The organism is Kitasatospora sp. NPDC058492, from assembly GCF_042720685.1.
Classification (GTDB): domain Bacteria; phylum Actinomycetota; class Actinomycetes; order Streptomycetales; family Streptomycetaceae; genus Kitasatospora.
Genome location: NZ_JBHXMU010000006.1, coordinates 124,743 through 138,582 on the forward strand (window position 1 = coordinate 124,743; position 13,840 = coordinate 138,582).

The following is a 13,840-nucleotide window of genomic DNA, read 5'->3' on the forward strand; positions in this document are numbered from 1 at the left end:
CGGCATGACCAGCGAAGCATCCGAGCAGTGGAAGGTCGTCGTCAACGACGAGGAGCAGTACTCGATCTGGTCCGCCGACCGCGAGTCGCCGGCGGGCTGGCGCGAGGTCGGTGTGCGGGGTGCGAAGGACGAGTGCCTCGCGCACATCGAACACGTGTGGACCGACATGCGCCCCCGCAGCCTGCGCCTGCGGTCCGTCCCGGAGGACGGTGCGCAGTGAACCGGACGCTCGCACCGCACGGTGCGCGCCCGGTGGCCGAGCCCCTGCTCACCACCACCCTGAACCTCCCGGAGTGCCAGGCCCGGGGCTGGGTCGTCGTCGACTCCATGGTCGACGGCCTGGCCCTGGGCGGCACCAGGATGACCCCGACGGTGACCGAGCAGGAGCTGGCCGGGCTCGCCAGGGCGATGACCCACAAGCTGGCACTGGTCGGCCTGCCCATCGGTGGCGCCAAGGCCGGCATCGCACCCGATCCGGGCGCCACCGTCGAACGGCGGGCGGTGATGCGGGGGTTCGGCCGCGCCGCGGCCCCGCTGCTGCACGGCGGGGTGTACCTGGGGTGCGACCAGGGCACCACCTACGCCGACCGGCAGGTCGCCTTCGAGGCCGCCGGGTACGACGTCACCCGCCGCCCCGGCACCACCCGTCTCACCGTCGACTGGGCCGAACTGTGGGACCACATGGCCGACATCACCGGGTTCGGCGTGGCCGTCGCGGTGCTCGGCGCCCTACGGGCCTCCGGTGCGCGGACCCCGCAGCGCATCGCGATCCAGGGCTTCGGCACCGTCGGGCGCGCGGTAGCCGGCCACCTGGCCGCCCACGGCCACTCGGTGGTGGCCGTGGCCGACGTCCGGGGCACCATCGAGGACCAGCGCGGACTGCCCGTCGCCGAACTCGCCGCGCTCACCAGCAGCGACGGCACGATCGACCGGAACCGGCTGCCCGCCCGGGTCACCGTCCACGGGCCCGGCCAGGCGTGGCTGCACGTCGACGCCGACGTGCTGGTGCTGGCGGCATCCGCCTCCGCGGTCAACGAGGAGGCGGTGCCGGCGGTCCGGGCCGGCCTGGTGGTCGAGGGCGGAAACCTCAGCTGCACCCCACCCGCCCGCCGGTTGCTGCGCGAGGCCGGCCACACCGTCCTGCCGGACGTGGTCGTCAACGTCGGCGGGGCGGCGGCAACCGGATGCGTGCTCGCCGGGCTGGCCCCGTCCGACCTGCCGCTCCCGCAGTTGTCCGCGTGGCTGCGCGAGTGGGTCTCCAGCAGGATCGCCCGGAACTGCGAACTGGTGCAGGAGCTGAGCACCTCGGGCAGCGCCGATCCGGTCGCCCAGCTCCTCGGTTCGCGCGGAGCCCCGGCCGGCGCCTCCGAACCGGAGGTACCGGCCGAGCGGTGACCCGCCGGGAGGACGCGCCCTCGCGGCTTCACTCGAACGTCGCTCCACTCGAACGTGGCTTCACTCGAAGCGGACCGCGCCCCCTTCGTGGTTGCTAGCCTCCCGGGATGACCGCGACATTCGACGAAGCCGTCCGCGCCCGGCTGCGGGCACCCAACATCTGGTACGTCGGCACCGTGTTCGCCGACGGAGCACCGCAGGTCAGCCCGATGTGGGTGGATCTGGAGGGCGAGGGGGAACTGACGTTCAACACCTCGGTGGGGCGGGTGAAGGAGGAGAACCTCCGTCGCGACCCGCGCGTCTACCTCTCGCACGCGGACGCCACCGATCCCTTCGACCGCGTGCAGATCAGTGGCGTGGTGGCCCGCTTCGTCGAGGGCGAGGAGGCACGCGACCGGATGGACCGGCTGGCCCGCAAGTACCTGGGCGTCGAGCGCTACGAGTGGACCATGCCGGGTGAGCAGCGGGTCGCGGTGATCGTGCGCGCGCTCAAGGTGCGGCACATCGTCGGGGTGGAGCGCTTCCGTCCCGGCGGGCCCGTCCCTGCCCCTGCCCCTGCCCCTGCCCCTGCCCCTGCCCCTGAGTAGTGCTCCTGCCCTCGCCGCCTTCGCCTCATCAGCGACTCATCAGCGACCGAAGCGACCGAAGCGACTCAAGGTTGGCGGTCAGTGCGCGCATGCGCGGCCGGCCGCGCATGAACCCGGCTCCACTCATCAGGCCTCATCAGGCCCCTCGGGATCGATCATCTAGGCTGGCGCGGTGACTGATGAGCAGGAGCGGGTGCAGCCGTCGGGAGTGTGGGCCACGGCGGTGGGGGTGGCCAGGGTGCGGGCGCTGGAGACCGAGCGGGTGGACGCGTTGTTCCGCGACCCACTGGCGCAGGCCTTCGCCGCCGCCGGCGGCCTGTGGCCCTCCTCGCCGCCACCCGGTGACGAGGCCGCGCGCCGCCGCCGACTGGCCGTGTCGTACTCCATCGTCATCAGGACGAAGTTCCTCGACGACCTGTTGCAGCGGGCCTCCGCGTCCGGGGTCCGGCAGGTCGTGCTGCTCGGCGCCGGCATGGACAGCCGCGCCTTCCGGATGGACTGGCCCGAGGGCACCCGGCTGTTCGAGGTCGACACCGCCGCGCCACTGGACTTCAAGGCTTCGGTGCTGCGCCAGGAGCGGGCCGTCGCACGCTGCGAGCGGATCACCGTCGCGGCGGATCTGCGGGAGGACTGGCCGGGCGCGCTGGCCGCCGCAGGGCACGACCCGGCCGTGCCGACCGTGTGGATCGCCGAAGGACTGCTGATCTATCTGCCCGAGGACGCGGTGGAGCTGCTGCTGGCCCGGATCAGCGCGCAGTCGGCGGCAGGCAGTCGGATGGGGCTGACCTTGGGCTCGCGCGGCGTCATCGAGCGCTTCGGCGCGGACGCCGTGCCGGGATCGGCGGCGTCCATGTGGGTCTCGGAGACGCCCGACGACCCGCTGGCCTGGCTGGCCGGGCACGGCTGGGAGGCCGACAGCCACACCCTGCGCGAGCGCGCCGCCGCCTACGGCCGCCCGATCAGCACCCCGCCGCAGCGCGAGGAGCAGCCCGGCGGACTGATCTCGGCGGTCCGCCGGTAGAGCGCCTCCCGGTTCCCCGGATCATCGATTCCAAGGGGCCCGATCCACCCAACAGCCGCCCGAACGCTGCCACTTCACGTATGTGCGGGCCCGTGGCCGCCGCGTCCAGCGCGTTCCGGCAAAGGGTTCGTCAACGGTCATTCCTGCGCTACCGAATCCCGCAGGTGGCATGCCCACCGGGTCCGGCCGGACCGGCATTCGCCGTGGTCGGGAGGTGGAGGGGAGTTGGCGAAATCGTGTCCATGGCCGGTCCGGCCCCGTTGACCGCCGGTACGGCCGGGCGGTTGGCTCGCCCGGAGCCGGCCGGCGGGGGCGGGAGGCGGCACGGCCCGAGGCAAGGGGAGGACGGTTCAGGTGGAACGGACGAACGCGAGGACCCGCGGCCGGTGGGCGGTACGGGCCGGCAGCGTGCTGGCGGCCGCACTCCTGGCCGCCACCACGGCCCAGGTCCAAGTCCAGGCCCAGGCCCAGGCCGCGCCGCTCCCGGAGGGCACCGTCACGGTGAACGTCGCCCCTGACGGCACCCCGGCCGACGACTGGTCGGAGCCGCTCGGCCTGAGCGCCGACGGCCGCTACGCCCTCTTCACCTCGCTGGCCGCCAACCTGGTGCCCGGCGACACCAACCGCCTGTACGACGTGTTCGTCCGCGACCTGTGGACCGGGCGCACCGAGCGGGTGAGCCTGGCCGACGACGGCAGCCAGCTCGACGGCTCGACCAACCAGGCGGCGATCAGCGCCGACGGCCGGTACGTGGCCTTCAGCACGAACGCCACCGACGTCATCCCGGGGCGGCACGGCGACGGCCGGTTCGACGTCTACGTCCGCGACCGCTGGACCGGCCGCACCGAACCGCTCACCGCGGGCACCGGCGCCGGCAACTCGCTCGACCCGGCGATCAGCGCCGACGGCCGGTACGTCGCGTACACCTCGGACCGCGCCGACCTCGCCCCCGGCACCCGGCCCGGCGTCCAGAACATCCACCTGACCGACCGCCGCACCGGCACCACCCGCCTGGTCAGCACCGGCCGCGACGGCACCGCCGCCGACGGCGGCTCGGTCGAGCCCTCACTCAGCGCCGACGGCCTGACCGTCGCCTTCCGCTCCAAGGCGACCAACCTGCTGCCGACCGCGCCCACGCCGCCCACAACGGCCGTGACGCCCACAACAACCGCGACCGCCACCAAGCCCCCACCCGCACGGCAGCTCTTCCCGCTCTACACCTACGACGCGCGCACCGGCCGGATCCAGGGCGCCAGCATCGACGCCACCGGCACCCTGCGCGACGCCGCCAAGGCCGGACGCCTCAGCCCCGACGGGCGCTACGCCCTCTTCCGCGTCTTCGAGCGCGAGCAGGACACCGTCCAAGTCCGCCTCTACGCCCGCGACCTGCGGACGGGCACGGTGACCACGGTCTCCGCCGTCGACTCCCAGCCCGCCGTCATGACCGCCGACGACCGCTGGGTCTACTTCGCCTCCGACTCCGCCGCCCTCGTCCCCGGCGACACCAACGGCGTCGCGGACGTCTTCCGCCGCGACCTGTGGACCGGCCGGATCGAACGCGTCAGCACGGCGGCCGACGGCAGCCAACGGCCCGGCGCCTCCACCGCCCCCAGCGTGGACGCCCTCGGCACGACGGTCCTGTTCAGCACCCTGAACGGACCCGGCGTGGAGCTCCTGGCCCGCCGTCTGCCGCCACTCTGACTTCGGTCGAACTCCCCTCTCCGGCACTCCCGATGACGGCGACGGTGCAACGCGCCGGAGAGGGTCTAATTCGGTTGAGCGGCCGACACGACCCTGATAGCAATGTGACATGATACAAGGACTCAAGGTCGCCCTTCGCGCGCGCCACGAGAGCGACGTCGCCGTTCTGCAGACCGAGCTGTACGACGACGTCGCCACCCGCTCCCGGGCCGACACCCGCCCCTGGCGGCCCATCTCGCCGGGCACGGCAGACTCCCCCTATGCGCCGGCCCCGCCCTCGGAGGACGCGGCCTGCTTCTCCGTACTGGAGCTGGCCTCAGGGGAGTTGGCCGGGGAGGCCGTGCTCTGGGGCATCGACACCCACAACCGCACAGCCCACCTCGGAATCGCCCTACGCCCCGGCCTGCGCGGCCGGGGCCTGGGCACGGATGTGGTCAGGGTGCTCTGCCAGTACGGCTTTGCGATACGCGGCCTGCACCGGCTTCAACTGGAGACCCTCGCCGACAACACCCCGATGATCGCGGCCGCCCGCAGGGCCGGCTTCACCCTGGAGGGAACCCTCCGCCGATCCGCCTGGGTGTGCGGCGAGTTCGCGGACGAGGCCGTCCTCGGGCTCCTCGCCGACGAGTGGAGGCCATGAGGCTCGCCGCAGCACCGCCCTACCAGTCGCGGACGGATTCGCAGCCCTCGATCAGGCCCTCACCGGCCCAGGCCAGATCGGTTCCCGACTCGGCTGCAGCCTCGGTGATGATGGCGCCGAGCGCGTCGTAGAGCTCTTCGCGCTCAACGGTCTCGATGAATCCGGCGCGCGCGTCGAGCTCGTTGAAGGCTTCGCCGAACTGCTCCCCGAGCTCGACGAGCCTCGGCGTCAGGACGTCCGCCGAATCCCCCGAAGCCCCCGAAGCCAGCACAGCCAGCACCGCGCGCCGCGTCGCCCTGTACTGCGCCAGCGCCTTCTTGTAGACCGCGGCGCTGATCTGCTCGCGGCCGTCCCAGTTCCGGAGCGGATTGTTGAGGTTCTCGGCGAGCCACTGGGGCTTGCGGGGCTTGGCGACCCTGAGGTAGACGCCCTGGCGCTCCTCGGGCCGCCAGAGCTTCCTCATCGCCGTCGCATACTCCGCGGGGACACTGACCAGTTCCAACTCCTCCAGCGCCGGAACACGCCCCGGCAGGAGGCAGTCCGCCTCGACCATCCCGAAGACGTCGGAGAGCCTGAGGTGCTTCAGCGAAGTCAACTCGTTGAGGCTCGATGCCGATGACAAGGTCACCGGCCCGCTGAGCGTCAGGCCGGTCAGCGCGGGATACCGCTCGACGAGCCGCGCACAGTCCAGCGATTCCACAGCCCGAACGTTCAGCCGACGCGTCTCCTCGTCAGGATCTGCGGGCCCCGCGGGAGAGTCGTTCAACTCAGCGCCGGTGATGCTCTTCGCCCACGGGTCACGCCACTGCGACTCGTCGCCCTGCCGTCGGCGCCGCGCCAGGGCCAGATCGAGCCCCATGCCCCACCCGAACGCGTAACTGTTCGGCGGCTGGCCGTGCAGCAGCGGCAGCGTCCCGATGACCTTGCAGCTCCGAGGGAGCACCCACTCGTAGGAGCAATGCGCCGGACCGAAAGGACCCCAAAGCGGCACGACTTCGCCGAGCTCCGCCACGGACATCGGCTCCGGGCCGGACCAGTCGAGGTGCAGGACGCCCGCGCGCTGGTGGTCCGGGTCCAGATCGGTGATCTGTGCCGCTGTCCACTCGCCGAGGTACTCGGAGAACGCCGCGACCACATCGCCCGGGACGATGGGCCTGGGAGGTGCTGGTTCCTTGACAGTAGCCATGCCCCGCACACTATTCGGCACCACCCACAACGACGTCCGCATCGTTTCGCGGGGGCCTTGCCAGACACTACGGTCGCCGTACTATGGTGTGGGACGTGAAGAACAAACGCTCCATGCAGGAGCCGACCTTCCTGCTCCTCACCGCTCTGGCCGACCGGCCCCGGCACGGCTACGCGCTCGGGGACGAGGTCGCCGCGATCTCCGAAGGCCGGGTACGGCTCGGCGCCGGCAGCCTGTACGGCACCCTCGACCGGCTCCTGGCCGAGGGACTGATCCGCGTCGAGCGCGAGGAGACGGTGGACGGGCGCCCCCGGCGCGTGTTCGCCCTCACCCCGGACGGTGAACAGTCGCTCAGGAACGAGGCCGAACGCCTGCGCTCCGCACTGCGCGAGGCCGACCGGCGCCTGACCCAGACCTGGACCCGTCCCGCAGGAGGCACGGCATGACCTCGAAGCACCCCTTGAACACGCGCCTGCTGCAACGGGCCCTCCGGCTGTACCCGGCCTCCTACGGCGCCGGTGCACTCGCGGAGGTCGCCGACCTCGCCCAGCACCGGATCGCCGGCTCCGGCCCCGCGACGGGACTGCGCGAGGTGGCCGACGTCGCCGGGCACGGGGCCCGGCTCCGACTGGGCATGGTCTCCCACCGGCCGCCGGGCCGGGCGTTCGCCACCGCGGCGCCGCTCGCCGCGATGCTGGCCGGAACGTACGCGGCGACCTACCTGTGGCGGAACCTGCGGCTCGCCATCAGCCCCGAGTCCCCTGGCTTCCCCGCCGGAGCCCCGGCGGGAGGCGCGATCCTGGCGGCGACGTCGCTGCTCGTCCCCGCTGTGCTGACGGCGTGCGCGGTCGTGGCCGGCCGCTGGTCGGCCGCACGGGCCCTGGCCCTGGTGTCGCTGGTACTGGCACCGCTGTTCTACGCCATGTGCCGCCTCGGGCTGCTCGACCTGGACTTCCGCACCGCGGCCGAACTCGGCCTCGGCCCCCGGGGGGTTCGGGCTGATCGCGCTCAACACCCTCGTCCTCCTGGTCGCCCCGCCGGACCGGACCCGCAGGACCGGTGCCGGGCTCTGGCTGGTCGCCGCCATGGTCACGGCCCTGGGCATCGGCGCCACGATCACCGGCGAGTCCGCCGAGCGGCTCCTCACCTCCGGCTTCGGCACCTGGGCCCCGCTCGCCACCGGCGCCGCCCTGGCCTTCACCGCCCGGACGGCCGGGAACGCGGCCCTGGCCGCGACCGTCCTGGCGGCACCGCCCGTACTCACCCCCGTACTCCTCGGCGGCCACGCGTCGGTCGCGGCGATGGTGCCTCAGCTCCTCATCCCGTCCGCCTTCGGCTACCTGACGGCCCGAAGCGCGATCCTCCTCATCGGCCGCCTCCCCCGACGGGGCCGCCTCTCCCGCCCCTGACCGGCTCCGCCCCCCCCGGGGTGAGCCCAGCCGGCCGGAACTCGGCGAAGGCCCGCGAGCCGAGGTGCTGCAACGATGCCGGTAGGTCCGGACATCGGCCTGTCGGAACAGCCGTTGTGATGTCGAGGCGCTCGCCCTGGAACTGACGGCCACCGAGGTACCACCACCCGACTCCATCCGCGACCGGGGCGACCGGACGTGACGGCGAGTTCCGCGGGCGGCGCCGGCCGCCACCGGGTGGACTCGGCGAGCATCGAGCCCGACCACCTCACGTGCTTTCGCGTCCACCGATTCGTCGAGCTGACCTGACCAGTCGCCGGCGCGGAGAAGGTCTGCGAGGTACGGCTCGGCGAGTCGGATGGACACGGCCGCAGCGCCTGGGCCCGGCCGGGTGTCAGGGGTGGTAGTCGGTGAGGGTGTGGGTGGGGGTCCAGCCCTGGGTGCGGGCGCGGGTGAGGTCGAGGACGACGCTGCGGGTGAGGAGGTCGACGGTGTAGGGGGTGAGGCCGGGGATGCGGGTGGTGCGGGCGGCGAGGCGGGCGAGGGGTGCGGGGAGGTGGGTGATGCGGGCGGGGAGGCGGTGGGCGGTGAGGACGTGGCGCAGCGCGTCGTCGCGGCGGTAGGGGGTCGCGTCGGCGATGTTGTAGGCGCCGGGCGGCCAGGGCGGGGCGCCGGTGAGGCCGAGGGCGGACAGGCAGGCGTCGGTGAGGTTGGCGACGGCGGTGAGGCTGAGCGGGATGTCGCGGCCGGGCAGCGGGAGCAGGCCGTGCCGGGCGCGGGCGAGCAGTTGGGGGACGAGGTGGGGGTCGCCGGGGCCGTAGACGGCGCGGGGGCGCAGGACGACGGCGCCGGCCGCGAGGGCGAGGCGTTCGGCGGCGGCCTTGGTGCGGCCGTAGGCGTTGAGGTGGCCGGCGGCGGTGGGGTGGTCCTCGGTGACGGCGGTGGCAGCGAGGGTGGCGGCGGTGCGCGGGTCGTAGACGCTGGCGCTGCTCACGTGGACGAGGGGCCGGCCGGCGGCCGCGCGCAGGACGCGTTCGGTGCCGGTGACGTTGACGGCGTGCTGGTGGGCTTCGGCGGGATCGCCCGGGGGCAGGTCGGCGACGGCGGCGGCGCAGTGGACGACGAGGTCGGCGCCGGTGAAGTCGGGCGCGCCCTCGGTGGCGTCCCAGGGGCGGTGGTGGCCGACCGGGCCGGGGCGGCGGCCGTGGCAGGAGACTTCGAGGCCCAGGGCGGCGGCGGTGCGGGCGAGGTGGGCGCCGCAGAAGCCGGTGGCGCCGGTGATGGCGAGGTGCATCAGGATCTTCCCCGTCGGACGGTGAGTTCGGCGTAGCCGGGCAGGGCGCTGCGGCGGTCGACCCGGGCGCGGGTGACGACCGGGTGGTGGGGGGCGAGCGCCAGGAGGAGGTCGGCGAGCAGGGCGCGGGCCAGGCCGGCTCCGGGGCAGGCGTGCGGGCCGGCGCCGAAGACGGCCTGGGTGGCGGCGGGATCGTCGGCCGGGCCGCGGCGGTGGGCCCGGGCGGCGTGCCGGGCGACCAGGACCAGCCGGTCGCCGGCCCGTACGGGGTGCCCGGCGAGGGTGGTGTCGGCGGCGGCGACCCGGGGCAGCAGCGGGGACGGGGCGGTCAGGCGCAGGAGTTCGGCGGCGAGGCGGGGTGCGGTCGTCTCGCTCACGGTCGGCCAGAGCCCGGCGTCGGCGCACCAGGCGACGGCCCGGGGCAGGGCGGCGACGGTGGTGTTCACGGCGGCGACGGCCACCATGGCGTCGCGTGCGCCGCGTGCGCCGCGTGCGTCGGGCGCGTCGGGCAGCAGGGCGGCGAGCCGGGCGGCGGCGTCGACCGTGGCGGCGGCCGCGTCCGGGCCGCGGCGGCGGGGGCCGGGGAGGTGGTCGCGGGCGGCGTGGGCGGCGACTTCGGCCGCGGCGTGGGCGAGGTGGTGCGGGCAGGACTGCGCGCCGGTCAGGGCGGCGGCCGTGACACCGGCCAACTCACGTGCCAGTGCCACGAGTTCGATCTCGCCCGCGGCCAGGCCCGGGATCCGCTTCGCGAGCACGGCCTGCCAGTGCGGGCGGATCCGTTGCTGTGCGGCGGTGTCGAGGCCGCCGGCCAGGGCGCGGCGCGCGTTGCGGTGTTCGGCGCCGTCCTGGTCGAACAGCAGTCCGCCGTCGGTGAGTTCGGCCGCCGCGCCGCCGGTGGTGCCGGGTGCGGTGCGGTCCAGCGGGACCTTGGTGAGCGCTTCGCGGTAGGCCTCGGTGCCGTGCACCAGCACGGTGCGGCCGAGCCGGACCACCGGGCGGCGGCGGGTGGCGGCGAGCAGGGCGAAGAGCAGGGGGTGGCTGCACAGGTAGACCCGGCGGTCCCGGCAGCGGGCCCGGCGGGCGGCGGCGGGTGCGGGCGGCGGCGGGGGTGTCCGTACGCTCACCGGTGCGGTCATGGGGTCGGTCACCGGGCCAACTCCCGTGCGCAGTGCGCGGCGGCCGCCGCCCGGTCGGGCTTGCGGGAGCGGCCCGCGAGCGGGACCTCGCCGAACAGGACGGCGTCCGGCCGGGCCGCTGCCATCCGGTCGAGCGGCCCGCGCAGGGCCTCGCGCAGGCGTCGCGGGTCGGTGCCCGGCGCCGGCTGGACGAGGGCGACCAGCCGCTCGTCGCCGTCCCCGGCCGGAACGCCGACCAGGACGGCGAGTTCGACACCCGGCAGGTGCAGCGTCGGTTCGTACAGGCCGGGGTAGATGTTCTCGGCGCGGCGCAGCACCATGTCCTTGAGGCGGCCGGCGAGGACGATCCGTCCGTCGGGGGTGAGGGCGGCGCGGTCGCCGGTGCGCACCCAGGGGTCGGGGTCCTCGCCGAGGTAGCGGTGGCGGGCGCCCGGGCCGGTGAGCAGCAGTTCACCGCCGGTGGCGATCCGGGCGCGGACGCCGGGCAGGGGAGCTCCGACCAGGTCGCCGTCCCCGTCGTGGGCGCTCTTGTCCGCCTCCTCGACGGCGGCGGCCGGGAACAGTTCGGTGAGCGCGTAGACGCTCCAGGCCTGGTGGGCGCCGGACTGTTTGACCCGGCGCAGCAGGGCGGCGTCGGCGGGGGCGGAGCCCGTCCAGACCCGGCCGGTGAAGCGGGCCCCGGCGGCGAGGGCGGCGCGCAGTTGCGGTGGGGTGAGGTAGGTGTGGGCGGGGTCGAGCCGGGCGAGTTGGCGGCCGAGTGCGGCGGGGCGACGGGCGGGCAGCACGACGGCGGCGCCCGCGGCGAGGGCCGGGACGAGGACGAAGAACGTCCCGCCGAGGACGACCGTCCCGGGGCGCGGGTCGACCAGGTCGGCGACGGTACGCAGCCCGGCGGCCAGCCCGTCCCGGGTGTGGACGACGGCGCGCGGGCGCGCGGTGGTGCCCGAGGTGAAGACGATCACCGCGTCCGTTTCCGGGCCGCCGTCAGGCCGGGCGGGCGGGGTCGCGCCGGCAGGACGCAGGTGCGGCGCGCAGCCGGGCAGGCGGCGGCCCAGGGTGGCGACCGGCCCGAGCGCGCTGAGGCGGGGCAGGGCGAGGTCGGCGCGGCGGGCGAGCGGCCCGGCCCAGCCGGCCACCGCCTGGGCGGCGGCGTCGGCGAGGACGAGATCGGGGCGGGCCAGGGTGAGCCGGGCGGCGAGCACGTCGGGCCCGGCGGTCGGGTCGAGGACGGCGATGCGCAGGCCCAGCCGGTGCGCGGCGAGCATGACGGCCAGTGCGCGCGGCCCGGGCCGGACGGCGACACCGACGGTGTCGCCGGGGCCGAGGCCGTGGGCGTGCAGCGCGGCGGCGTAGCCGTCGGCCAGGTCGGCGAGTTCGCCGCGGCGGATCACCGGGCGGACGGTGCCCAGGCGGGTGTGGCGCAGGACGGCGGGCCGGTCGGGGTGGTCGGTGCGCAGGGCGTGGGTGAGCCGGTCGAGCATGGCGGGGTCCTTCGGCGGGCTGCGGAGTGGCACGGAGCGGGTCCGGTCGGGAGAGGGTCGGTAAGGAGCGAGGCGCGCGGGCGCCGGGCGCACGGGGCGCGCGCGGGCTGTCAGCGCACGTCGACGGCGCGCGGCCCCGCGCCGCGCTCCAGGTACCAGCGCGCGGTGCCCACCACGCCGTACGCGCGGATGCGCCGGGTGGAGTTCTGCACCACCATGTCGCGGCGGCGCACCACCGCCGCGGTGTGCCGGCGGACCCTGTTGAGGAACGCCCGGTCGGTGGGTGAGGGCCGCCGGGGCATGCCGCCGACGGCGAGGTAGAGCTCGGCGGTGATCGCCATGTTGTTGCCCGCGTGCATCCGGTACGGGGTCAGGTAGCCGTGTCGGCGGCGGTGGGCGGGCCGGATCCGGCCGAAGAAGGCGCCGAGCGCGACCAGCGCCAGGAACACCGCGCGCCCGGCCGGGCCGTGCTCGTCGTGGCGGGCGGTGACCCGGCCGCAGACCAGCCCGCCGGAGGCGACCAGCCCGGCGCGGGCCGCGGCCGTCCACCCGGGTTCGGGCAGGCAGTCGGCGTCGGTGCGGGCGAGCAGGGTGGCGCCGTGGGCGATGGCGTGCCGGAAGGCGGTGTCCACCGCGGAGCCGACGCCCTTCTCCGACTCGACCACCACCTCGACCGGGAACGGCGCGTGGGCGGCGAAGGCGCGCGCCAGGGCGACGGTGCCGTCGGTGGAGCCGTTGTCGGCGACGAGCAGGGTGAAGTCGCGGTCGCGCTGGGCGGCGAGGGCGCGCAGCACGCCCTCGATCCGGGCCTCCTCGTGGTAGGCGGGGACCACCACCCACAGGTCGGTCCTCACGCTGCCTCCCAGACCATGGTCATGAGGCTGACGCCGCCGCCGAGCCCGATCAGCAGCACCTTGTCGCCGGGCGCCAACGTGTCGCGTATTCGGTCGAGTTGCACGCCCAGCGTGGCACTGGCGACGTTGCCGAGTTCCGGCACCGTCAGGACCAGCTTCCCGGCCGGCACCCCGGTCAGCTCGACGAAGCGTTCCAGGTAGGGGATCGTCACCTGGTGCACCAGCACCCGGGCGTAGTCGTCCCAGCCGAGGCCGGTGCGGGCGGCGAGCCGGGCCAGGGCGGCGGGGCCGATCTCCTCGAAGATGCCGCGCAGTTCCTTGCCGCCGCCCCGGAAGTAGCTGTACTCGTCGCCGCGCGGGTGGCGGGAGCCGCCGCCGGGGATGCCGCCGGCCGGCCAGTGCTCGGAGGCCGTCTCCGTCCCGACGTCGAGGATGCCGCCCCGATCCACGGCCTCGACGACGACGGCCGCCCCGGCATCGCCGAAGGTGTAGCCGGCGAAGCCGTCCCGGAACTCCGCCGGGGAGGACGGCGTGCGGAGCATGGCCCGGCTGGGCGTCTCGCCGGTGACGACCAGGGCACGCCGGGCCCGGCCGGCCAGGATCATCGCGCGGGCCAGGTCGATCCCGTTGAGGAAGCTGTTGCAGGCGTTGCTGACGTCCAACGCATGTGCACGGGTGCCGAGTTCGGCCTGCACGATGTGGGCGGTGGCGGGCTCGCACACGTCCCGGGTCGCGGAGGCGAACAGCAGCAGGTCCACGTCCTGCGGGCGCAGCCCGCGGGCGGCGAGGGCGCGTCGGGCGGCGCCGACCGCGAGGGTGGAGGCGTACTCGCCGTCGGCGGCGAAGTGCCGGGTGCGGATGCCGGTCGCCTTCTCGAACATCCGCTCCGGCAGGGCGAGTCGGCCACCGGCGGTGACCTCGTCCTGGAGCTGCTGGGAGGTGAGCCGCCGGGCCGGCAGGTGGGAGCCGACGGCGGTGATGCCGATCCTCGGTGTTGCTGCTGGGTGCATGCCCCCATGCTCCGGCGGCACGGCCGGGCCGGCCTGAGTACGGGGACACAGGCCCGCCCGCCCGGCGAACCCATCAAGTAAGTGCAGATGGACGAGGGACGGCTGCCGGGTCACCGGCGCCGGCAC

At 74.9% G+C, this 13,840-nt stretch carries 14 protein-coding genes; 8 read left to right on the plus strand and 6 right to left on the minus strand.

From position 1 onward, the window contains the following. The first annotated feature begins 4 nt into the window (after window positions 1-4). The 6 genes from ACFWPI_RS06320 to ACFWPI_RS06345 all read left to right on the plus strand — a co-directional run bounded on the left by ACFWPI_RS06320 (window position 5) and on the right by ACFWPI_RS06345 (window position 5,344). Window positions 5-220, plus strand: a complete 216-nt coding sequence (locus tag ACFWPI_RS06320; RefSeq protein WP_363378543.1) for an MbtH family NRPS accessory protein — start codon at window positions 5-7, stop codon at window positions 218-220. Then, window positions 217-1,395, plus strand: a complete 1,179-nt coding sequence (locus ACFWPI_RS06325; RefSeq protein ID WP_380424619.1) for a Glu/Leu/Phe/Val dehydrogenase dimerization domain-containing protein — start codon at window positions 217-219, stop codon at window positions 1,393-1,395. Before ACFWPI_RS06320 ends, ACFWPI_RS06325 begins: the two co-directional genes overlap by 4 nt. 107 nt (window positions 1,396-1,502) lie before the next feature. Next, window positions 1,503-1,982, plus strand: coding sequence for a TIGR03618 family F420-dependent PPOX class oxidoreductase (locus ACFWPI_RS06330; RefSeq protein WP_380368572.1), 480 nt, complete (start codon window positions 1,503-1,505; stop codon window positions 1,980-1,982). A gap of 208 nt (window positions 1,983-2,190) precedes the next feature. Then, window positions 2,191-3,003: a class I SAM-dependent methyltransferase gene (locus ACFWPI_RS06335; RefSeq protein ID WP_380368720.1), complete on the plus strand. Its 813-nt coding sequence runs from the start codon at window positions 2,191-2,193 to the stop codon at window positions 3,001-3,003. 354 nt (window positions 3,004-3,357) lie between these two features. Then, window positions 3,358-4,704: a hypothetical protein gene (locus ACFWPI_RS06340; RefSeq protein ID WP_380368575.1), complete on the plus strand. Its 1,347-nt coding sequence runs from the start codon at window positions 3,358-3,360 to the stop codon at window positions 4,702-4,704. Between the two features lie 109 nt (window positions 4,705-4,813). Further along, entirely contained in the window at window positions 4,814-5,344 is a 531-nt protein-coding gene (locus ACFWPI_RS06345; RefSeq protein WP_380368579.1) for a GNAT family N-acetyltransferase, read from the plus strand. Between the two features lie 19 nt (window positions 5,345-5,363). On the opposite strand, the gene ACFWPI_RS06350 is transcribed toward ACFWPI_RS06345, so the two are convergent. After that, entirely contained in the window at window positions 5,364-6,530 is a 1,167-nt protein-coding gene (locus ACFWPI_RS06350) for a hypothetical protein (protein ID WP_380368582.1), read from the minus strand. A gap of 113 nt (window positions 6,531-6,643) precedes the next feature. Here ACFWPI_RS06350 and ACFWPI_RS06355 point away from each other — a divergent pair, with 113 nt between their 5' ends. Together ACFWPI_RS06355 and ACFWPI_RS06360 are read left to right on the plus strand one after the other, a co-directional pair. Next, the gene (locus ACFWPI_RS06355) at window positions 6,644-6,976 is read left to right on the plus strand and encodes a PadR family transcriptional regulator (protein ID WP_079136622.1); all 333 of its coding nucleotides are present in this window, start codon (window positions 6,644-6,646) and stop codon (window positions 6,974-6,976) included. 639 nt (window positions 6,977-7,615) lie between these two features. Beyond that, a complete protein-coding gene (locus ACFWPI_RS06360; RefSeq protein WP_380368585.1) occupies window positions 7,616-7,939 on the plus strand; it encodes a hypothetical protein in 324 nt (107 codons plus the stop codon). A gap of 394 nt (window positions 7,940-8,333) precedes the next feature. Here the strand turns inward: ACFWPI_RS06360 and ACFWPI_RS06365 are convergent, their stop codons facing one another. From ACFWPI_RS06365 to ACFWPI_RS06385, 5 genes are all read right to left on the minus strand, one after another. Then, on the minus strand, window positions 8,334-9,233 hold the full coding sequence (locus tag ACFWPI_RS06365) for an NAD-dependent epimerase/dehydratase family protein (protein ID WP_380368588.1): 900 nt from the start codon (window positions 9,231-9,233) through the stop codon (window positions 8,334-8,336). Then, window positions 9,233-10,381, minus strand: coding sequence for a cytochrome P450 (locus ACFWPI_RS06370; protein WP_380368590.1), 1,149 nt, complete (start codon window positions 10,379-10,381; stop codon window positions 9,233-9,235). The genes ACFWPI_RS06365 and ACFWPI_RS06370 overlap by 1 nt, the downstream gene beginning before the upstream one ends. After that, complete coding sequence (locus ACFWPI_RS06375; protein WP_380368592.1) at window positions 10,378-11,883, minus strand: class I adenylate-forming enzyme family protein; 1,506 nt, start codon at window positions 11,881-11,883, stop codon at window positions 10,378-10,380. Before ACFWPI_RS06375 ends, ACFWPI_RS06370 begins: the two co-directional genes overlap by 4 nt. Window positions 11,884-11,960: 77 nt before the next feature. Continuing rightward, complete coding sequence (locus ACFWPI_RS06380; protein ID WP_380368595.1) at window positions 11,961-12,704, minus strand: glycosyltransferase; 744 nt, start codon at window positions 12,702-12,704, stop codon at window positions 11,961-11,963. Then, window positions 12,701-13,714: a 3-oxoacyl-ACP synthase III family protein gene (locus tag ACFWPI_RS06385; protein ID WP_380368597.1), complete on the minus strand. Its 1,014-nt coding sequence runs from the start codon at window positions 13,712-13,714 to the stop codon at window positions 12,701-12,703. The genes ACFWPI_RS06380 and ACFWPI_RS06385 overlap by 4 nt, the downstream gene beginning before the upstream one ends. Between the last annotated feature and the right edge of the window lie 126 nt (window positions 13,715-13,840).